Source organism: Hydrogenophaga sp. ANAO-22 (genome assembly GCF_042466645.1).
Classification (GTDB): domain Bacteria; phylum Pseudomonadota; class Gammaproteobacteria; order Burkholderiales; family Burkholderiaceae_C; genus Hydrogenophaga.
In genome coordinates, this window is the sequence record NZ_CP159956.1 from 5,306,732 (window position 1) to 5,327,513 (window position 20,782).

Consider the following 20,782-nt stretch of genomic DNA (forward strand, 5'->3'; position numbering starts at 1 on the left):
CCCCATGGACCCGTTCATGCAAGCCGCCATCGACGAAGCCCGGCTGGGCCGCGAGGAAGGGGGCATCCCGATCGGCTCGGTGCTCGTGCACCAGGGCCGCATCATCGGGCGCGGCCACAACCGGCGGGTGCAGCAGGGCAGCGCCATCCTGCACGGCGAGATGGACGCGCTGGAGAACGCCGGCCGGCAGCCCGCGCGGGTCTACCGGGAATCGGTGATCTACACCACGCTCTCGCCGTGCCCGATGTGCAGCGGCGCGATCGCGCTCTACGGCATCCCGAAGGTGGTGGTGGGCGAGAACCAGACCTTCCTGGGCGAGGAAGACTGGCTGCGCGGCCGGGGCGTGGAGGTGCAGGTGCTGCAGGAACCGAGCTGCGTGCACCTGTTGCGGGACTTCATCGCCGCCGAGCCCGGGCTCTGGAACGAGGACATCGGCGAGCCCTGAGGCGGCGCGGGGTCAGGGGCTGGCCGTGGCCTCGCCGGTGCCGCGCGGCCTGACCACTTCGCAGTGCCAGCGGTCGTGCCGCAGGATGTGGCCGGCCGCCTCCAGCTGGCGCAGCGAACGCGCGATGGTCTCGCGCGTGGTGGAGAGCAGGGCGGCCAGCGCCACGTGGCTGGGCAGGCGGATCGCCTGGCTGCGCTGCTCGCGCGCGTACAGCTGCAGCGTGGCGAGCAGCTTCTGCTGCAAGCCCTTGATGCGCATGACGCGCGACCAGTCGGCCAGCTGGCCGTGCGCGTCCACGATGTGGGCCTGGATGCAGGCGTGGAACTGGCGGTCCACCACGCCCAGGCGGTAGAAGTCGGGCACGTCCACGCTGCAGACCCGCCCGGTGGAGAGGGCCTGGGCGCCGATCTGCTCCTGGTGCCCATAGACCGCGTAGCCCCCGAGGGTCTTGCCCCGGCCGAGCAGGGCCACCGGGTGCGGCTGCCCGTCCTCGCCCTGCCGGGTGGCCATCACGGCGCCGATCTTGATGATGGAGATGCGCTGCGCCACCACGCCTTCGAGCTGGAGCGCATCGCCCTTGCCGAAGGCCGATTCCTCGATGCACGAGGCCAGCAGCTCGCGCGAGGCGTCCGGCAGGCCGCCCATGAGGCAGACCCGCAGCGTGGCGCAATGGCCGCAACGCGTCCGGCAGCGGGGCGGCGGGACAGGCGTGGCATCGGTGGGCGCGGTCGGCTGTTTCATAGGGGCCCCGGGATTTAAACAAGGGTTCCTCCCCAGTAGACGCGAAACAGGGGGCTGGAAACGCGTGCTGCGTCACATCCGTTGCAGATTCCCGGTTTTCTGCTGCGTTTTTTGAGATGCCTCAAGGCGCTTGTGTGCCGAAATGGGGTCACATGCGGTCCTCTGCGGACCGTGGTGCGAGACCCCCACCTCCTTGAGAGCGAGACACTTGCCCATGCGAAACAACCAGCCCGTGACGCAGCAGGAATACGAGTTCGATGAACGCAGCACCCTGCTGTCGACCACGGACACGCAGAGCCACATCGTTCATGCCAACGCGGCGTTCGTGGAGGTCAGCGGCTTCACCGCCGAAGAGCTCATCGGCCAGCCCCACAACCTGGTGCGCCACCCCGACATGCCGGCCCAGGCCTTTGCCGACATGTGGGCCACGCTGCGCCAGGGCATGCCCTGGTCGGCCCTGGTGAAGAACCGGCGCAAGAACGGCGACCACTACTGGGTGCGCGCCAACGCCGCGCCGGTGATGCGCAACGGCGTGCTCACGGGTTACCTCTCGGTGCGCACCAAGCCGGGCCGCGAGGAGGTGCAGGGCGCCGAGGCGCTGTACCGGCGCTTTCGCGAAGGCCGGGCGCAGGGCTGGCGCTTCTTTCGCGGGTTGGTGGTGCGCAGCGGCCCGCTGGCCTGGCTGTCCTGGAACGGCTGGCTGGGCGTGAGCGGGCGCATCCGCCTGGCGCTGCTGCTGCCCGGCTTGGGCATGGCCGCCGCGCTGGCGTTCTCGGGCCTGCCGGCCGGGCGCGCCGCGTGGGCGGTGGGCCTGCTGGTGCTGCTGCTGGCGGGGAGCGCGCTGTGGTTGCAGCGGCAACTGGCCGCGCCGCTCAAGCTGGTGCTGCGGCAGGCCCAGCGCGTGGCCAGCGGGCACGCTGGTGGGCTGGCCAGCCTGAACCGGGTGGACGAGATCGGCATGCTGTTGCTGACCGTGAACCAGTCGGCGCTGAACCTGCGCTCGTTGCTGGCCGACATGTCGACCCAGGCCACCGGGGTGTCGGTGGCCAGCGGCGAGATCGCGCATGGCAACGACGACCTGAGCAGCCGCACCGAACAGACCGCCGCCAACCTGCAGCAGACCGCGTCGTCCATGGAGCAACTGGTGGCCACCATGCGGCAGAACGCGAGCGCGGCCCAGGACGCGGCCACGCTGGCGCGCCAGACCAGCGAGGTGGCGAGCTCGGGCGGCGAGGCCATGCGGGCGATGGCGCGCACCATGGAGCAGATCACGCGCTCGAGCCACCGCATCGCCGAGTTCGTGGACATCGTGGACGGCATCGCCTTCCAGACCAACATCCTGGCGCTCAACGCCGCCGTGGAGGCCGCGCGCGCGGGCGAGCAGGGCCGGGGTTTCGCGGTGGTCTCCACCGAGGTGCGCACGCTGGCGCAGCGCAGCGCGAACGCGGCCAGGGAGATCCGCGAACTGATCGACGGCAGCCTGGCCGGGATCCGCGAGGGCGCCACCCAGGTCGAGGCCACGGGGGCGCGCATGAACGAGATCGTGGCGCAGGTGAGCGACCTCACGCGGCTGATCACCACCGTCAACGCGGCCTCGGTGCAGCAGACCCGCGAGATGGAGCAGCTCAACACCGCCGTGGGGCGGCTCGATGAAATGACGCAGCAGAACGCGGCGCTGGTGGAGCAGAGCGCCGCCGCGGCCAACGCCCTGAACCACCAGTCGCAGAGCATGAAGAGCGCGGTGGGCATCTTTGCCTGAGGAGCAGACCATGTCCCCGACGCCCATGCCCGCCGCCGAAGATGTGATGCGGCGCTTCCAGATGCTGGAGATGATCGTGGAGAACACCTCCAACATGGTGGTGGTGACCGATGAGGAGCGCCGCATCACCTGGGTCAACGCCGCGTATTCGCGCATCACCGGTTGGCGGTTGGACGAATGCGTGGGCCGCCGCCCGGCCGAACTGCTGCACGGGCCGCAGACCAGCGCCCTGTCGCTCTCCCGCCTGGGTGCGATGGTGCGGCAGGGGCAGGCGGTGCGGGACTTCGAGTTGCTGAACTACAAGCGCTCGGGCGAGCCGTACTGGGTGTCGCTCAACATCGAGCCGATCCGGGACGCGACGGGCCGGCTGACCAGCTACGTGTCGATTCAGACCGACATCACCGAGCGCAAGAAGCGCGAGCTGCTCACCGCCGACCTGCAGCACCGGCTGGAGCTGGCGCAGCGGCTGGCGCGGCTGGGCCGCATCGAACACGACGAGGACACCGGCCGCTCGCGCTGGACCTCGGAGATCTACCGCATCCTCGGTTGCGAACGCGACGAGGAGGCGCGCGGCGTGCAGGCGTTCATGGCGCACGCCCACGAGCAGGACCGGCCGATGCTGCAGGCCGCGCTGGACGCGGCCCTGCGCTCGGGCGACGAGATCGATGTGGAGTTCCGCGTGGTCACCGCCACCGGCGCTTGCCGCTGGGTGCGCTGCCGGGGCGTGCCGCACGTGGGGTCGAACGCGGTCGAGCTGCCGCTCACGTTTTCGGTGCAGGACGTCACGCTGTACAAGAACCTGATCGAGCAGCGCCACCGCCGCAACGAAGACCTGAACCAGCAGGTGCTGATGCGCACGCGCCAGCTGGAGGAGGCCTACGGCTCGCTGGAGGAGTTCTCGTACGCGCTCTCGCACGACCTGCGCACGCCGCTGCGCCACATCGCCGGGTTCGCCGAGCTGCTCAAGGAAGAGGTGAGCGCGGGCGACGTGCAGGGCAGCCTGCCGTACTGCGACAAGATCATCCGCGCCGCGGTGCAGATGCGGCACCTCATCGACGGCATGCTGTCTTTCGCGCGCCTGGGCCGCAAGGGCATGAAGGTGGGGGCGGTGGACATGGCCGCGCTGGTGGACGAAACCGTGGCGGCGCTGGCGATCGACGCCGGCATGAAGAAGCTGCGCTGGCGCATCCAGCCCGGTCTGCCCTCGGTGCAGGGCGACCCGGTGCTGCTGCGCGAGGTGTGGGTCAACCTGCTGGACAACGCGGTGAAGTACGCGTCCCACCGCGAGGTGATCGAGATCGAGGTGGGCTGGCGCGCGCTGCCCGACGGCACCGAGTTCCATGTGAGCGACAACGGCGTGGGTTTCGAGCCGGGGCAGGCGGAGCGGCTGTTCGGCATGTTCCAGCGCCTGCACAGCGACCCGCGCTTCGAGGGCGCGGGCATCGGGCTGGCGCTGGTGCGCCGCATCGTGGAGTACCACGGCGGGCGCATCTGGGCCGACGCCTGCCCCGACCAGGGGGCCAGCTTCCATGTGTTCCTGCCCTTGACGGTGGCGCCGGACGCCCCCGACGAGGCCCACGGGCGGCCCGAGGACGCGCCGCCCGTGGGCCGCAGCGCCTGAAAAGCGCCTGAACAGGCCCTACATCCAGAGCGCGCGCCAGGCCAGCCGGGGCAGGTCGCTCTTGTGCAGCGTCACGCGGGTCTGCCAGCTGCGGTGGTGCTGGGCGGCAATGCCGTCGAGGATGCGCAGGCCACCTTGCACCACCAGGCGCAGTTCCCAGCCGGCGCGGCCCGGCACGCGGTGCACCAGGGGCGCGCCCTGCTGCATGAGGCCACGCGCGTAGGCGCAGAGCTCGGCCACCACGGCCTGCATGGCCTGTTCCTTGCTGCCATGGTTCGATTCGAAGTCGGCCACGGCCACGCCCTGGCGCCGCAAGGTGTCGGCCGGCAGGTAGCAGCGCCCGCGCGGCAGGTCCACGCTGATGTCCTGCCAGAAGTTGATGAGTTGCAAGGCGCTGCAGATCTGGTCGCTCTGGCGCAGCGAAGCCTCGTCGCGCACCCCATACAGGTGCAGCAGCAGGCGGCCCACCGGGTTGGCCGACAGCCGGCAGTAGGCCAGCAGCTCGGGGGTGTCGGCGTAGCGGTGACCGCTCACGGTGTGGCGCACGTCTTGCTCGAAGGCGCTGAGCAGGTCGTGCAGGCACGGGGCGGGCAGGGCATGGCGGCGCGCGGCCTTGCCCAGCGCGCGGAAGATGCCGGGCCAGCGCGCTTCGGGCATGTCCAGCGTGGAGCGCGAGGTGGGTTGCAGGCAGCGGTGCAGTTCGGCGCGGTAGGCGGCCAGGTCGGCCAGGCGCTGCGCCGCTTGGGCATCGCCTTCGTCGGCGATGTCGTCGGCCGTGCGGGCGAAGTGGTAGATGGCGCCCACGGCCGGACGCAGCGCCGGCGGGCACAGCCAGGAGGCGACGGGGAAGTTCTCGTAGTGCCCGACACCCGAGCCCAGCGGCGTCGCGTCAGCCCCGTTGGATGACGTTTTTGTCATGAAGAGGGTTCATGGATTTGATCTACAATTTTGATTACTAACCGGTCAGTCATTAGTGTAGGGCGCCATGAGCGCTATTTCACGCTCTCTGTGTTTCCACCCCCGCACCCGCCTGCAACACCATGAAAACACCGCATTTTGTCCTGATCGTGACCGCCGCCCTGGTGCTGTCCGCCTGCTCTCGCCCGCCCGCGCCGCAGGAGCCGATCCGCTCGGTCAAGCTGCTCACCGTGGGCACGGGCAATGTGGTGGCGCGCAGCGAGTACGCCGGTGAGGTGAGGGCGCGCACCGAGTCGCGCCTGGGCTTTCGGGTGGGGGGCAAGCTGGTGCAGCGCCCGGCCGAGGTGGGGCAGCGGGTGAAGCCGGGCCAGTTGCTGGCGCAACTGGACGCGCAGGACCTCGCGCTCTCCAGCCAGGCCGCGCAGGCCCAGGTGAGCGCCGCGCAGACCCAGCGCGACCTCGCCGCCGCCGACCTCAAGCGTTACCAGGACCTGCAGGCCCAGGGCTTCGTGAGCGGCGCCGAGATCGAGCGCCGCCAGGCCACGCTGCAATCGGCCGAGGCCACGCTGCGCCAGGCCAAGGCCCAGGGCGCGGTGCAGGGCAATCAGGCCGGCTACGCGCGCCTGCTGGCCGATGGCGCGGGTGTGGTGCTGTCGGTGGACGCCGAAGTGGGGCAGGTGGTGGCCGCCGGCACGCCGGTGGTGCGGGTGGCGCGCGATGGCGCGCGCGACGTGGTCATTGCCGTGCCCGAAGACCGGGTGGCCCAGATGCGGCCCGGTGCCACGGCGCAGGTGCGGCTGTGGGCCGGCGCGGGCGCGGCCCCCGGTGCCGCGGCGCCGCTGGAGGCGACGGTGCGCGAAGTGGCGGCCAGTGCCGACGTGGCCACGCGCACCTACCAGGTCAAGCTCTCGCTGCCCGATGCGGCGGCCGTGCCGCTGGGCGCCACGGCCTATGTGACGCTGGGCGGCGCGAGCGACGCGCCCGCCGTGATCAAGCTGCCCACCAGCGCGTTGGCGCGTTCCGACCAGGGCGACCGGCAGGGCTCGGCCGTGTGGGTGTTCGACGCCGCCGCCAGCACGGTGCAGCCGCGCCCGGTGCAAGTGGCTGGCGCCGATGGCAACGAGATGGTCATCGTGGCCGGGCTCAAGCCCGGTGAGGAAGTGGTGGCCACCGGGGTGCATGTGCTCTCGCCGGGGCAGAAGGTCACGCGTTTCACCGCCGCCGCCACGCAGTGAGGCCCGGCATGAACGACGCCTCACCGACGACGAACAACGCCGGCGAACCCGCCGGCTCCTGGGTCTCGCGCTTCAACCTGTCGCAATGGGCGCTGGACCACCAGGCCTTCACCCGCTACCTGATGATCGTGCTGATGGTGCTGGGCGTGGCGGCCTACTTCCAGCTCGGCCAGGACGAGGACCCGCCGTTCACCTTCCGCGCCATGGTGGTGCGCGCCTACTGGCCTGGCGCCACCGCCGAGCAGGTCGCCGAGCAAGTGGCCGACCGCATCGAGAAGACGCTGCAGGAAGTGCCCTACGCGGACAAGATCCGCAGCTACTCCAAGCCGGGCGAGACGCTGATCATCTTCCAGCTCAAGGACTCCTCGCCGCCGCAGGAGGTGCCGCAGATCTGGTACACGGCGCGCAAGAAGGTGGGTGACATGCGCGCCACCTTGCCGCAGGGTGTGGTGGGCCCGTTCTTCAACGACGAATTCGGCGACGTGTACGGCGTGATCTACGCGCTGCAGGGCGAAGGTTTTTCGCCGGCCGACAAGAAGCAGGTGGCCGACGACGTGCGCCAGCGCCTGCTGCGCGTGAAAGACGTGAGCAAGGTCGAGCTGTTCGGCGTGCAGGACGAGAAGCTCTACATCGAGATCTCGCAGAAGCGCCTGGCCACGCTGGGCCTGAATCTGCAGCAGGTGCTGGACGCGCTGGGGCAGCAGAACGCGGTGGAGTCGGCCGGCACGGTGCAGACGCCGCAGGACGTGGTGCAGGTGCGCGTGGCCGGTGCCTTCAACTCGGTGGAGCAGTTGCGCGCCATGCCGATCCGCGCGGCCAACGGCACGCAGATCCGCCTGGGCGACATCGCCAAGATCGGCCTGGGTTACGTGGACCCGCCGCAGGTGCTGGTGCGCCACGAAGGGCAGGACAGCATCGCGCTGGGCATCTCCATGGCCAAGGGCGGCGACATCATCGCCCTGGGCAAGGCGCTCAAGACCACCGTGGCCGGCATCGAGGCCACGCTGCCCGCGGGCATGACGCTGGCCCAGGTGCAGGACCAGCCCAGCGCGGTGACGAACTCGGTCAACGAGTTCGTGAAGGTGCTGATCGAGGCCGTGGTGATCGTGCTCGCTGTGAGTTTCCTGGCGCTGGGCCTGCACCGGCGCCCGGGGGGCCGGGGGCTCAAGCGCTACGTGCTGGACATGCGGCCCGGCCTGGTGGTGTTCATCACCATCCCGCTGGTGCTGGCCATCACCTTCCTGGCCATGAACTACTGGGGCATCGGCCTGCACAAGATTTCGCTGGGCTCGCTCATCATCGCGCTGGGCCTGCTGGTGGACGACGCCATCATCGCGGTGGAGATGATGGTGCGCAAGCTCGAAGAGGGCTACGACATGATGCGCGCGGCCACCTTCACCTGGGATGCCACGGCCATGCCCATGCTGACGGGCACGCTGATCACGGCCGCGGGCTTTCTGCCGATCGGCCTGGCCAATTCCACCACCGGTGAGTACACCTTCGCGATCTTCGCGGTGACGGTGCTCGCGCTGGTGATCTCGTGGGTGGTGGCGGTGCTGTTCGTGCCCTACCTGGGCGTGGTGCTGCTCAAGGTGAAGCCGCACGCCGAGGGCGAGCCGCACGAGGTCTTCGACGGCCCGTTCTACGTGCGTTTCCGCGCCGTGGTGGACTGGTGCGTGCAGCACCGCTGGCTGACCATCGGCGCGACCATCCTGACCTTCGTGCTCGGCATCGTCGGCATGGGCTCGGTGCAGCAGCAGTTCTTCCCCGATTCGAGCCGGCCCGAAATCCTGGTGGACATCTGGCTGCCCGAGGGCAGCAGCATGCCCGCCATGGACGAGGTGACGCGCCGTGTGGAAAGCCGGCTGGCGAAGGAAGAGGGCGTGCGCAGCGTGACCACCTGGGTGGGTTCGGGCGTGCCGCGTTTCTACCTGCCGCTGGATCAGATCTTCCCGCAGACCAACGTGTCGCAGATGATCGTGCTGCCCCAGGACCTGAAGACGCGCGAGCACCTGCGCAAGGCCTTGCCGGCCTTGCTGGCGACCGAATTCCCCGAGGTGCGCGGCCGCGTGAAGCTGCTGCCCAACGGCCCGCCCGTGCCGTACCCGGTGCAGTTCCGCGTGGTGGGCACCGACCCGCAGGTGCTGCGCGGCCTGGCCGACGAGGTGAAGCAGGCGATGCGCGAGAACCCGAACATGCGCGGCGTGAACGACAACTGGAACGAGTCGGTGAAGAAGCTGCGGCTGGAGGTGGACCAGGCCAAGGCGCGCGCGCTGGGCGTGTCGAGCCAGTCGATCGCGCAGGCCTCGCGCACCTTGCTTTCGGGCACCACGGTGGGCCAGTACCGCGAGGGCGACAAGCTGATCGACATCGTGCTGCGCCAGCCGCTGGACGAGCGCGACGCGATCACCAGCCTGGCCAATGCGTATCTGCCCACGGCGAGTGGCCAGGCGATTCCGCTGTTGCAGATCGCCAAGCCGGTGTTCGACTGGGAGCCCGGTGTGTTGTGGCGCGAGAACCGCGACTATGCGATCACGGTGCAGGGTGACGTGGTCGAGGGCTTGCAGGGCGCGACGGTGACGGCCGAGCTGCAGCCGAAGCTCAAGGCGATCAGCGACGGCTGGGCCGCGCGGGGTCTGAGCGCGTACCACATCGAGGTGGCGGGCGCGGTGGAGGAGAGCAGCAAGGGCTCGGCTTCGATCGTGGTGGGCGTGCCTTTGATGTTGTTCATCGTGTTCACGTTGCTGATGCTGCAGTTGCAGAGTTTCAGCCGGTCGATGCTGGTGTTCCTGACCGGGCCGTTGGGCATGGCGGGGGTGGCTGGGGCGTTGCTGTTGCTGAACCGGCCGTTTGGTTTCGTGGCTTTGCTGGGGGTGATTGCCTTGATGGGGATGATCCAGCGCAACTCGGTGATCCTGATCGATCAGATCGAGCAGGATAGGGCGCGCGGTGTGCCGGCCTGGGACGCGATCGTGGAAGCGGCTGTTCGGCGGATGCGGCCCATCGTGTTGACGGCGGCGGCGGCGGTGTTGGCGATGATTCCGCTGTCTCGCAGTGTGTTCTGGGGGCCGATGGCTGTCGCGATCATGGGGGGGCTGATTGTGGCGACGGTGCTGACCTTGCTGGCTTTGCCGGCGATGTACGCGGCCTGGTTCCGGGTTCGACGGCCTGTCTGAGTTTCGTTTCTCTCTCTCTCTGAGACTTCGCGGGCGCATGGGTGTTCGGCACTCTGCTCCGCGGGTGTCCCCCGACCCGGCTTCGCCGGGTCTCCTCCTTTACCCCGCTGCGCAGAGCACCGAACACCCATGCGCCAGGAGGTGTAGGTGTACCCATGCTTCGCATGCCCATAGGTCATCGGCGAGGGCGGGGTGAGGGCGCAGCGAAGTAAAGGAGGAGGGGCGGCGAAGCCGACCCGGGGGACATGAGCGGAGCCCTCACCCCGCCCTCGCCGATGACCGCTCCAGCCGGAGAAAAACATCGACAACAATAGGCCGCATGCGCCTAAGACACATCGAAGTTTTCAACGCGGTGATGCTCACCGGCAGCGTGAGCGCCGCCGCCCGCATGATCAACGTCACGCAACCCGCCGTGAGCCGCACGCTGCAGCACGCCGAGATCCAGCTCGGTTTCCAGCTGTTCCAGCGCGTCGGCGGGCGCCTGCGGCCCACCGCCGAAGCGCAAACCCTGTACCCCCACATCGAACGCCTGTTCGCCCAACTCGACGAAGTGCAACGCCTCTCCGCCAGCCTCAAGGCCGGCCGCGGCAAAGGCGAACTGCGCGTGCTCACCGTGCTCGCCCTGAGCTACGAAGTCTTCCCGCGCGCCATGCGCCTGTTCCGCGAAAAACACCCCTCCGTGCGTGTGCACCACGAAGCGCTGCATTCGCCCCAGATCATCTCCTCCCTCGTGCTGCAGGAAGCCGACGTGGGCTACGTCTTCAGCGCCGTGTCGCACCCCGCGCTCGTGCAGGAACAACTGGCCGACCGCCACGTCGTGTGCGTGGTGCCCAAGGGCCTGCTGACCGCGCGCCAGGTCAAGGCCGGCACCATCACGCTGACGCAGCTCTCCAGGCTGCCCGTGATCGCCCTCGACGGCCAGGACCCGCTGGGCCTGCTGCTGGCCCACACCGTGCGCGACAGCGGCGCCGGGCTCAAGGAAGTGATGACCGTGCAGACCTACCACGTGGCGCTGGCGCTCGCGCACCACGGCGTGGGTGTGGCCATGGTGGAGAGCTGCACCGCCGCCTCGGCCGACCTCGCCAAGGTCGACGTGCTCAAGCTCGAACCCACCGTGCCCACCACGGTGCGCATGCTGCGGCCCACCGCGCGGCCGAATTCGCTGACCACGCGCGCCTTCACACGCTGCATGCAACAGGCGCTGCTGGAGACGGCTGGCTGAGTTTCAGAGCCCGCTCTGGCGCAGCTGCGCCGCGAGCCGCTGCGCGCTGCCGAAGGCCAGCGTGAAACCCAGGGCACCGTGTCCGGTGTTGAACCACAGGTTGTCGGGCCCGCCGCGCAGCCGCCCCAGCACCGGCAGCCCGGTGGGCGTGGCCGGCCGCAGCCCGGCCCAGGGCCGCAGATCGTCGCTGCAGCGCGCGTCGGGGAACAGGGCCTGGGCGCTGGCCGCCAGCGAGTCGATGCGGTCGACGGGGATGTGCGTGTTCTCCCCCACCAGTTCGGCCATGCCGGCCACGCGCAGGCGCGAACCCAGGCGCGCGAACACCACCTTGCGCGCGGCATCGGTCACGTTCACACGCGGCGCCGCGCCAGGTGCCTCGCTCACGTCCAGCGTGAGGCTGTAGCCCTTGAGCGGGTAGACCGGCACGCGCAGGCCCAGCGTGCGCGCCAGCGGGTGCGAGGCGGTGCCCAGCGCGACCACGAAGGCGTCGGCCTCGATCGGGCCGCGCGGGGTGTCGGCCGCCACGATGCGATCGGCCGAGCGGGTGAGCCGGGTGACCGGCGTGTCGAACGCGAAGCGCACGCCCTGCGCGAGCAACAGGCGCAGCAGCTCCAGGCAGACCTGGTGGCAGTCGGCCGCGCACTCGCTGGGTGTGTGGATGGCGCCCGCGAAGCGCGGCGCGTAGCCCGCCAGCGCGGGTTCGATCGCCACGCATTCGGCGGGCGAGAGCGCGTGCTGCGTTGGGCTGCCGAGTTCGCGCTGCAAGGCCATCTGGCGGCGCGCGGCGGCGAAGCTGGCCTCGTCGGCGCACAGCACCAGCTTGCCGGTGGCGGAGAAGTCGCAGGCGATGCGCTCCTCGGCCATCAGGCGTTCGAAGCCGGCGCGGCTCTCGGCCGCCAAGGCCAGCAGGCTGGCCGTGGTGCGCCGCGACACGCCAGCGCGGCAGGCGGCCAGGAACTGCAGGCCCCAGGCCCATTGGTGCGGGTCGGGCTGCAGGCGCAGCTTCAGCGGTGAATCGGCCGCGAACAGCAGCTTGGGCAACTGGCGCCAGATGCCCGGGTCGGCCAGCGGTTGCACGTAGGCGTAGCTCAGCTGCGCGCCGTTGGCCGCGCTCGCGCCGGTGCCGGCCTGCGCCCGGTCGACCACGGTGACCTCGAAGCCCTCGCGCCGCAACTGCCAGGCCGCCGCCAGCCCGACGATGCCGGCACCGAGCACGCACACGTGGGGGCGCCGTTGGGAGGAAGCGTTCATGGGGCGAACTGTAGGCAAGCCGCGCCAGAGCGAAAAATGCCAATCGCGACAAGGCCCATGCCGCGAACTCATGGACAGGCCATAACCGAAAGGCATGGAACGGGGTGAAAAAGGCATTTTTCCCAGGGCGCCGACGCTGCCTACACTGCGCCTGAATTGCTGTCCCCACCCGGTCCTTCCTGCATGAGTTCCACCCGCGTCTTCCACCGCCAGTTGCATCGCCCCATGCCCTTTGCCGTGAGCGGCCAGGGCATCACCCTGACCGACCAGGCCGGCAAGACCTACCTCGACGCCTCGGGCGGCGCGGCCGTGTCCTGCCTGGGCCATGGGCACCCGGATGTGCTGGCCGCGATGCACGCGCAGATCGATCAGCTGGCCTACGCGCACACCAGTTTTTTCACCACCGAGGTGGCCGAGGAACTGGCGAATGTGCTGATCGATTCGGCGCCGGCGGGCATGAGCCACGTGTATTTCGTGAGCGGCGGTTCCGAGGCGGTGGAGGCCGCGCTGAAGATGGCGCGCCAGTATTTCGTGGAGATCGGCCAGCCGCAGCGGCGGCACTTCATCGCCCGCCACCAGAGCTACCACGGCAACACGCTGGGCGCGCTGGCCGTGGGCGGCAACGCCTGGCGGCGCGAGCAGTTCAAGCCGCTGCTGATCGACGTGACGCACGTCTCGCCGTGCTACGAGTACCGCGATCGCCGCGCCGATGAAACCGCCGAGCAGTACGGCCAGCGGCTGGTGGCCGAGCTGTCCGAGGCCATCGACCGCCTGGGTGGCGAGAACGTGATGGCCTTCGTGGCCGAGACGGTGGGCGGCGCCACGGCGGGTGTGCTCACCGCTGTGCCCGGCTACTTCAAGGGCGTGCGCGAGCTGTGCGACCGCCACGGCATCCTGCTGATCCTGGACGAGGTGATGTGCGGCATGGGTCGCACCGGCACCCTGCATGCCTGCGAGCAGGAGGGCGTGGTGCCGGATCTGATGACGGTGGCCAAGGGCCTGGGCGGTGGCTACCAGCCCATCGGCGCGGTGCTGGCGCAGGGCAGGGTGGTGGACGCCTTCCGGCAGGGCAGCGGCCTGTTCCAGCACGGCCACACCTACCTGGGCCATGCGATCGCCTGCGCGGCCGCGCTCGCGGTGCAGCGCGTGATCCAGCGCGACGGCCTGCTGGCGCAGGTGCGCGAGCGCGGGCAATTGCTGCACGCGCTGTTGCAACAGGCCTTCGGCGACCACCCGCACGTGGGCGACATCCGGGGGCGCGGGCTGTTCTGGGGCCTCGAGCTGGTGGCCGACCGCGGCAGCCGGCAGTGGTTCGATCCCGCGCGCAAGCTGCACGCCCGCATCAAGAGCGAAGCCATGGCCGGCGGCCTGATGGTCTACCCCATGGGGGGCACGGTGGATGGGCGCTGCGGCGACCACGTGTTGCTCGCGCCGCCCTTCATCAGCACCCCCGCCGAGCTCGAGCAGATCGTGGCGCGGCTCGCCGGCGCCATCGACCGCGCGGTGGCCGCCTGATGGGGGAAAACCCCGTCGCCGTCGCAGCGGGTCTGCACGAAGCTTGCTTGCTCGTGAAAAGCCTTCGTGTCCGCACCAAGTTTGTTCCACCCCCGTCGAAACCTTCAGGAGCCTTCCGCATGAAAAAGATCTCCCTCAGCCTGAGCACCCTGGCCGCCGCAGCCGCCCTGATGACGCCCATGGCCCCGGCCCAGGCGCAGCAGAAGTTCATGACCATCGGCACCGGGGGCGTGACGGGGGTGTACTACGCGGCGGGCGGCGCGATCTGCCGGCTGGTGAACAAGGACCGCGCCAAGCACGGCATCCGCTGTTCGGTGGAGTCCACCGGCGGCTCGGTGTTCAACGTCAACACGATCAAGGCCGGTGAGCTCGACCTGGGCTTCACACAGTCGGACGTGCAGTTCAACGCGCTCAAGGGCGTGGGGCAGTTCAAGGAGGCGGGCGCCTACGGCGACCTGCGCGCGGTCTTCGCTGTGCATCCCGAGCCCTTCACCGTGGTGGCCCGCAAGGAAGCCAACATCGCCAAGTTCGAGGACTTCAAAGGCAAGCGCTTCAACGTCGGCAACCCGGGCTCGGGCACGCGCTCGTCGATGGAAGAACTGCTGGCCGGCATGGGCTGGAAGCTCGGCGATTTCTCGCTGGCCTCCGAACTCAAGGCCGACGAACACGGCCCGGCGCTGTGCGACGGCAAGATCGACGGCTTCTATTACGCCGTGGGCCACCCAAGCGCCAACATTCAGGACCCCACCACGTCCTGTGGTGCGAAGCTGGTGTCAATCACCGGGCCGGCGGTGGACAAGCTGGTGGCCGAGAAGCCGTATTACGCCAAGGTCACGCTGCCGGGCGGCCTCTACCCGAACAACCCGCAGCCCACGCAGACCTATGGCGTGTCCGCCACCGTGGTGGCGTCGAGCAAGACCTCGCCCGAGACCGTGTACCAGGTGGTCAAGGCGGTGTTCGACAACTTCGACGAGTTCAAGAAGCTGCACCCCGCGCTGGCCAACCTGACGCCCGAGGGCATGGTCAAGGACGGCCTGAGCGCACCGCTGCACGAAGGCGCGCTGAAGTTCTACAAGGAAAAGGGCTGGGTCAAGTGAGGTGACGCGCCGGGCCGCGTGAGCGGCCCGGCTGTCGCGAATGGCGAAGGTGCTTCGCCATTTTTTTGACCCTCCCCACCGCCGCCCAGGCACGGAGCGCACCATGAGCACCGACATCGAAAAAGCCCCCGAAGCCCTGCAGCAACTTGTGGCCGACAGCGACACCGGCGGCCGCAAGCCCACCGGGTGGACGGCCGGTGTGGTGTTCACCGTGTGCCTGCTCTGGGCGCTGTTTCAGTACTGGTACGCCTCGCCCCTGCCGTTCGAATTCGGCATCGGCATCCTCAACGACACCGAGGCGCGCGCCATCCACCTGGCGTTCGCGCTGTTCCTGGCCTTCCTGGCCTGGCCGGCGTTCAAGCGTTCGCCGCGCAACCGGGTGCCGGTGGTGGACTGGGGGCTTGCCGTGGCCGCGGCCTTCTGCGGCGCCTACATCATGCTGTTCTACGCCGAGCTGGCCACGCGGCCGGGGCAGCCGAACAGCCTGGACATTGCCGTCGGCGTTGCCGGCGTCGTGCTGTTGCTGGAAGCCACGCGCCGCGCGGTGGGCTGGCCCATGGCCGCGCTGGCGGTCATCTTCCTGGCTTACTGCCTGCTGGGTCCGCACCTGCCCGAGGTGCTCTCGCACAAGGGCGCGTCGGTAAACCGGCTGATCTCGCACATGTGGCTGACCACGGAAGGTGTCTACGGCATCGCCCTGGGGGTTTCGGCCGGCACCATCTTTGTCTATGTGCTGTTCGGGGCCCTGCTGGACCGCGCGGGCGGTGGCAACTACATGATGCAGGTCAGCTTCGCGGCCCTGGGCCACCTGCGCGGCGGGCCGGCCAAGGTGGCGGTGGTGTCCTCGGCGCTCAACGGCATGATCTCGGGCTCGTCGGTCTCCAACGTGGTCTCCGGCGGCATCTTCACCATCCCTCTGATGAAGAAGGCCGGCTACGGTGGCGTCAAGGCCGGGGCGATCGAGACCATGAGCTCGGTCAACGGCCAGATCATGCCGCCGGTGATGGGGGCGGCGGCCTTCCTCATGGTCGAGTACGTGGGCATTCCCTATGCCGACATCGTCAAGCACGCCTTCCTGCCCGCGACGCTGTCCTACATCGGGCTGCTCTACATCGTGCACCTCGAAGCGCTCAAGCTGGGCATGCAGCCCATCGTGCAGGCGGTGGCGCGGCCCTGGCGCGTGCGCCTGCTGCGCAATGCCATTGGCGTGGCGGGCAGCATCGCGGTGGTGTGCGCGGTGTACTACCTGCTCCAGGCCGTCAAGGCCGTCATGGGGCCGGCGGCGCCGTATGCCGTCTCGGCGGTGGTGTTCGGTCTCTACCTGTTTTCGGTCTACCAGGCGGCACGCTGCCCGGATCTGCCGGATGACATCGACATCGACAACCCCCAGCCGCTGCAGACCTGGCCCACGGTGCGCGCGGGCTTGCACTACCTGATGCCGATCGCGGTGCTGATCTGGTGCCTGATGGTGGAGGAAATGTCGCCCGCGCTCTCGGCCTTCTGGGCCGTGACGGTGCTCGTCGTTCTCATGCTCACGCAGGGCTGGCTGATCGCGCTGTTCCGCCAGAACGACCGCGCGGGCGCCTGGCAGCGGGGCTGGCGGTCGGTGGTGGATGGTTTCAACGACGGTTCGCGCAACATGATCGGCATCGGCGTGGCCACCGCCACCGCGGGCATCATCGTTGGCGCCATCACGCTCACCGGCCTGGGCTTGCGAATGACCGAATTCGTCGAGTTCGTCGCCCAGGGCAACGTGATGATGATGCTGCTCTTCATCGCCTTCGTGTGCCTGGTGCTGGGCCTGGGCGTGCCGACCACCGCCAACTACGTGCTGGTGGCCACGCTGATGGCGCCGGTGGTGGTGGAGCTCGGTGCGCAGAGCGGGCTCATCATCCCGCTGATCGCGGTGCACCTGTTCGTCTTCTATTACGGGATCATGGGCGACATCACGCCGCCGGTGGGCCTGGCGACGTTCGCGGCGGCGGCCATTTCGGGCGAGGACGCCATCCAGACCGGCATACAGGGCGCGGTCTACGCGCTGCGCACGGTCATCCTCCCGTTCATCTGGATCTTCAACCCGCAGCTGTTGCTGATCAATGTGCATGGCGCTGCGGAGCTGATCCGGCTGCTGCTGGCGTGCACGCTGGCCACGCTGCTGTTCGCGGCGGTCACCATGAACTGGTTTCGCGTGAAGAGCCGGTGGTGGGAAACGGTTCTGCTGACGGCGGCGGTGGTGCTGCTGTTCCGTCCGGACTACTTCATGGACCAGATCGCGCCCGAATACCGCGAAGTCCCCGCCTCGCAGGTGTACGAGGTGGCGCGCGAGACGCCGGCCGACGACCGTGTCGTGATGGTCATCCAGGGGACGACGATCGAAGGCGACGACGTGGTCAAGACCGTGGCCCTGCAGCTGGGCGACAAGGGCGAGGACGGGCGCAAGCGCCTGAGCGACGCCGGCCTGCAGCTGGTGCCGCTGGGCAGCGCGGTGCAGATCGGGCAGGTCAAGTTCGGCACGCGGGCGGCCAAGTCCGGCTTCGAGCAGGGCTGGGACGTCGCCGGCGTGCAGGTGCCCAACGACCGGCCCACGCCGCACTGGTTCTACCTGCCCGCGCTGCTGCTGGTGGCGCTGGTCTGGTGGAGCCAGGGCCGGCGCATGGCCGTGCCACGCACCTTGAAGGTGGCCTGACATGCGCATCGCCCTCATCCATGCGCTGGCCCACTCGGTCGCGCCCATCAACGAGGAGCTCGCCCGCGCCTGGCCCGAGGCCGAGCGCATGAACCTGCTCGACGACAGCCTGTCGGCCGACCTGGCGCGCGATGGCAAGGGACTGGACGCGGCCATGCACCAGCGCTTCGAATCGCTGGCGGCCTACGCCGAGGGCACCGGGGCCAACGCCATCCTGTTCACCTGCTCGGCATTCGGTTCGTGCATCGAGGCGGTGGCGGCGCGGCGCCCGCACATGCCGGTGCTCAAGCCCAACGAAGCCATGGTGGCCGAAGCCGTGGCCGTGGCGCGCGGCGGCCGCATCGGGCTGGTGGCGTCCTTCGCGCCCACCCTGACTTCCATGCCGCCGGAGTTCCCGGCCGGTACCGAACTGGTCACCTGCCTGGCCGAAGGCGCCATGGACGCCCTCAACCGGGGCGACGACGCCGGCCATGACGCGCGCGTAGTCGAGGCCGCGCGCTGGCTGGTGGGGCAGGGCTGCGACGTGATCGCGCTGTCCCAGTTCAGCATGGCGCGCGCGCAGCTGGCGGTGCACAAGGCGGTGGGCATGCCGGTGCTCACCACGCCCGGCAGCGCGGTCCGGGCCCTGCGGCACCGCCTGGCGGCCTGAGGCCGTCCGGCCGGGGTGGGCGCTGCAGCTACAATCTAAGGTTGCCGTGAAGTGGACAACCGGCCGTCCAGCGCTGCTTTTGCGCTGCACCGGAAAACCCCCTACGAGGCGCGCGGGTGGCGAAATTGGTAGACGCACCAGGTTTAGGTCCTGACGCCAGCAATGGTGTGGGGGTTCGAGTCCCCCCCGCGCACCACACCACAGACGAACAGACAGACCCCCCGGGTCGGCCAGACAGGCTGGTTGACCGACACCCTTTTTGGAGAAAGCCATGACCGTGAACGTTGAAACCCTGGAAAAGCTCGAGCGCAAGATCACGCTGACGCTGCCGGCCGATGTGATCCAGAAAGAAGTGTCCAACCGCCTCAAGCGCATCGCGCGCGACGTGAAGATGGACGGTTTCCGTCCCGGCAAGGTGCCGATGAACGTCGTGGCCCAGCGCTATGGCTATTCGGTGCACTACGAGGTCATGAACGACAAGGTCGGTGAAGCCTTCGCCACCGCCGCCAACGAAGCCCAGCTGCGCGTGGCCGGCCAGCCCAAGATCACCGAGAAGGAAGGCGCCCCCGAGGGCCAGCTGACCTTCGACGCCGTCTTCGAGGTGTATCCCCAAGTCAAGATCGACGACCTGACCACCGCCGCCGTGGAAAAAGTGGCTGCCGAAGTGGACGACGCCGCCATCGACCGCACGCTCGAGATCCTGCGCAAGCAGCGCCGCACCTTCGCGCAGCGCGCGCAGGACCAGGCCGCCCAGGACGGCGACCGCGTCACCATCGACTTCGCCGGCAAGATCGACGGCGAGCCCTTCGAGGGCGGCAAGGCCGAGGCCTTCCAGTTCATCGTCGGCGACGGCCAGATGCTCAAGGAATTCGAAGACGCCGTGCGTGGCATGAAGACGGGCGAGTCCAAGACCTTCCCGCTGGCCTTCCCCGCCGACTACCACGGCAAGGACGTGGCCGGCAAGACCGCCGACTTCCTCGTCACGGTCAACAAGATCGAAGCCGCCAACCTGCCGGCCGTGGACGAAGCCTTCGCCAAGTCCCTGGGCATCGCCGACGGCACGGTGGAAGGCCTGCGCGCCGACATCCGCAAGAACCTGGAGCGCGAAGTCAAGTTCCGCCTGCAGGCCCGCAACAAGCAGGCCGTGATGGACGCCCTGGTGGCCAAGGCCGAGCTGGACCTGCCCAACGCGGTCGTGCAGTCCGAGCTGGAGCGCCTGGTGGAAGGCGCCCGCGCCGACCTGAAGCAGCGCGGCGTGAAGGACGCCGACAAGGCCCCGATCCCCGAAGAGCTGTTCCGCCCGCAGGCCGAGCGCCGCGTGCGCCTGGGTCTGGTGGTGGCCGAGCTGGTGCGCGCCAACGAGCTGCACGCCAAGCCCGAGCAGATCAAGGCCCACATCGAAGAGCTGGCCGCCTCCTACGAGAAGCCGGCCGACGTGGTGCGCTGGTACCAGGGCGACAACCAGCGCATGGCCGAGGTGGAAGCCATCGTGATCGAGAACAACGTCACGGAGTTCGTGCTGTCCAAGGCACAGATCACCGAAAAGTCGGTCAGCTTCGACGAATTGATGGCCCAGGCCTGATTTCCCTCGCGGCGGGATGCTGGAACAGGGCGGAGCGATCCGCCCTTTCTTTTTCGGGTTTGCCCCCCATCTGGAGGTGCCTCCCTCCGCCTGTCCTGCGGTCGTCCCGGTCAAGCCACCGGTCGCCGTGGGGCCACATGGGGTTGGTTACAGTAGTGATATGGCAAGCATCAACACACGGAGTAACGCATGAGCGCAATGGACATTCAAGGTTTGGGCATGGTGCCCATGGTCATCGAGCAGTCGGGCCGCGGCGAGCGTGCGTACGACATCTATTCGCGCCTGCTCAAGGAGCGCGTGATCTTCCTGGTGGGCCCGGTCAATGACCAGTCGGCCAACCTGGTGGTGGCGCAGCTGCTGTTCCTGGAAAGCGAAAACCCCGACAAGGACATCTCGTTCTACATCAACTCCCCGGGCGGTTCGGTGAGCGCGGGCATGGCGATCTTCGACACCATGAATTTCATCAAGTCCGACGTGTCCACGCTGTGCATCGGCATGGCCGCGAGCATGGGCGCGTTCCTGCTGGCCGCCGGCGCCAAGGGCAAACGCTTCGCGCTGCCGAACTCCAAGGTCATGATCCACCAGCCGCTGGGCGGCACCCAGGGCCAGGCCACGGAAATCGAGATCCACGCCCGCGAAATCCTCAAGACGCGCGAGCAGCTCAACAAGATCCTGGCGGAGCGCACCGGCCAGCCGCTGGAGAAGATCGAGCGCGACACCGAGCGCGATTACTACCTCTCGGCCGCCGAATCGGCCGAGTACGGCCTGATCGACAAGGTCATCGACAAGCGCCCCGGCGCGGTCTGACCCCGTCCTGGCCATGGCCACCCATGGGCCGCCAAACCCGGGAGACGGTGCCAAAACCGGCGCTTTTCCCCCGTTTGG

The 20,782-nt window shown here is 68.9% G+C and carries 15 protein-coding genes and 1 tRNA gene; 13 read left to right on the forward strand and 3 right to left on the reverse strand.

Going from position 1 to position 20,782, the window contains the following annotated elements; translation table 11 throughout:
• Positions 1-4: 4 nt before the first annotated feature.
• Positions 5-445, forward strand: a complete 441-nt coding sequence (locus ABSY19_RS25715) for a nucleoside deaminase (RefSeq protein ID WP_382157119.1) — start codon at positions 5-7, stop codon at positions 443-445.
• A 12-nt stretch (positions 446-457) separates the two neighbouring features.
• On the opposite strand, the gene ABSY19_RS25720 is transcribed toward ABSY19_RS25715, so the two are convergent.
• The gene (locus ABSY19_RS25720) at positions 458-1,186 is read right to left on the reverse strand and encodes a Crp/Fnr family transcriptional regulator (RefSeq protein WP_382157121.1); all 729 of its coding nucleotides are present in this window, start codon (positions 1,184-1,186) and stop codon (positions 458-460) included.
• A 214-nt stretch (positions 1,187-1,400) separates the two neighbouring features.
• Here ABSY19_RS25720 and ABSY19_RS25725 point away from each other — a divergent pair, with 214 nt between their 5' ends.
• Both ABSY19_RS25725 and ABSY19_RS25730 read left to right on the forward strand, forming a co-directional pair.
• Positions 1,401-2,945 carry a methyl-accepting chemotaxis protein gene (locus tag ABSY19_RS25725; protein WP_382157123.1) on the forward strand — a complete coding sequence of 515 codons (1,545 nt, stop codon included), beginning with the start codon at positions 1,401-1,403 and terminating at the stop codon, positions 2,943-2,945.
• 10 nt (positions 2,946-2,955) lie between these two features.
• On the forward strand, positions 2,956-4,566 hold the full coding sequence (locus ABSY19_RS25730) for an ATP-binding protein (RefSeq protein WP_382157125.1): 1,611 nt from the start codon (positions 2,956-2,958) through the stop codon (positions 4,564-4,566).
• Positions 4,567-4,584: 18 nt separating this feature from the next.
• On the opposite strand, the gene hpnC is transcribed toward ABSY19_RS25730, so the two are convergent.
• Positions 4,585-5,484, reverse strand: a complete 900-nt coding sequence (gene hpnC, locus ABSY19_RS25735) for a squalene synthase HpnC (RefSeq protein WP_382157127.1) — start codon at positions 5,482-5,484, stop codon at positions 4,585-4,587.
• 122 nt (positions 5,485-5,606) lie between these two features.
• Here hpnC and ABSY19_RS25740 point away from each other — a divergent pair, with 122 nt between their 5' ends.
• The 3 genes from ABSY19_RS25740 to ABSY19_RS25750 all read left to right on the forward strand — a co-directional run bounded on the left by ABSY19_RS25740 (position 5,607) and on the right by ABSY19_RS25750 (position 11,117).
• Positions 5,607-6,719: an efflux RND transporter periplasmic adaptor subunit gene (locus ABSY19_RS25740; protein ID WP_382157129.1), complete on the forward strand. Its 1,113-nt coding sequence runs from the start codon at positions 5,607-5,609 to the stop codon at positions 6,717-6,719.
• Positions 6,720-6,727: 8 nt separating this feature from the next.
• Positions 6,728-9,895, forward strand: a complete 3,168-nt coding sequence (locus ABSY19_RS25745) for an efflux RND transporter permease subunit (protein WP_382157131.1) — start codon at positions 6,728-6,730, stop codon at positions 9,893-9,895.
• A gap of 319 nt (positions 9,896-10,214) precedes the next feature.
• A complete protein-coding gene (locus tag ABSY19_RS25750) occupies positions 10,215-11,117 on the forward strand; it encodes a LysR family transcriptional regulator (protein ID WP_382157133.1) in 903 nt (300 codons plus the stop codon).
• A gap of 3 nt (positions 11,118-11,120) precedes the next feature.
• On the opposite strand, the gene ABSY19_RS25755 is transcribed toward ABSY19_RS25750, so the two are convergent.
• The gene (locus ABSY19_RS25755) at positions 11,121-12,368 is read right to left on the reverse strand and encodes a D-amino acid dehydrogenase (RefSeq protein WP_382157135.1); all 1,248 of its coding nucleotides are present in this window, start codon (positions 12,366-12,368) and stop codon (positions 11,121-11,123) included.
• Positions 12,369-12,551: 183 nt separating this feature from the next.
• Between ABSY19_RS25755 and ABSY19_RS25760 the strand changes: the two genes are divergently transcribed.
• From ABSY19_RS25760 to clpP, 7 genes are all read left to right on the forward strand, one after another.
• The gene (locus ABSY19_RS25760; RefSeq protein ID WP_382157137.1) at positions 12,552-13,883 is read left to right on the forward strand and encodes an aspartate aminotransferase family protein; all 1,332 of its coding nucleotides are present in this window, start codon (positions 12,552-12,554) and stop codon (positions 13,881-13,883) included.
• Positions 13,884-14,053: 170 nt separating this feature from the next.
• A complete protein-coding gene (locus ABSY19_RS25765; RefSeq protein ID WP_382163944.1) occupies positions 14,054-14,980 on the forward strand; it encodes a TAXI family TRAP transporter solute-binding subunit in 927 nt (308 codons plus the stop codon).
• Between the two features lie 103 nt (positions 14,981-15,083).
• Positions 15,084-17,666 carry a TRAP transporter permease gene (locus ABSY19_RS25770; protein WP_382157139.1) on the forward strand — a complete coding sequence of 861 codons (2,583 nt, stop codon included), beginning with the start codon at positions 15,084-15,086 and terminating at the stop codon, positions 17,664-17,666.
• Position 17,667: 1 nt separating this feature from the next.
• On the forward strand, positions 17,668-18,315 hold the full coding sequence (locus tag ABSY19_RS25775; RefSeq protein ID WP_382157141.1) for an aspartate/glutamate racemase family protein: 648 nt from the start codon (positions 17,668-17,670) through the stop codon (positions 18,313-18,315).
• Between the two features lie 110 nt (positions 18,316-18,425).
• Positions 18,426-18,511, forward strand: a tRNA-Leu gene (locus ABSY19_RS25780).
• A 75-nt stretch (positions 18,512-18,586) separates the two neighbouring features.
• Positions 18,587-19,897, forward strand: a complete 1,311-nt coding sequence (gene tig / locus ABSY19_RS25785; protein WP_382157143.1) for a trigger factor — start codon at positions 18,587-18,589, stop codon at positions 19,895-19,897.
• Between the two features lie 189 nt (positions 19,898-20,086).
• The gene (gene clpP, locus ABSY19_RS25790; RefSeq protein WP_137916933.1) at positions 20,087-20,704 is read left to right on the forward strand and encodes an ATP-dependent Clp endopeptidase proteolytic subunit ClpP; all 618 of its coding nucleotides are present in this window, start codon (positions 20,087-20,089) and stop codon (positions 20,702-20,704) included.
• Positions 20,705-20,782: the final 78 nt, after the last annotated feature.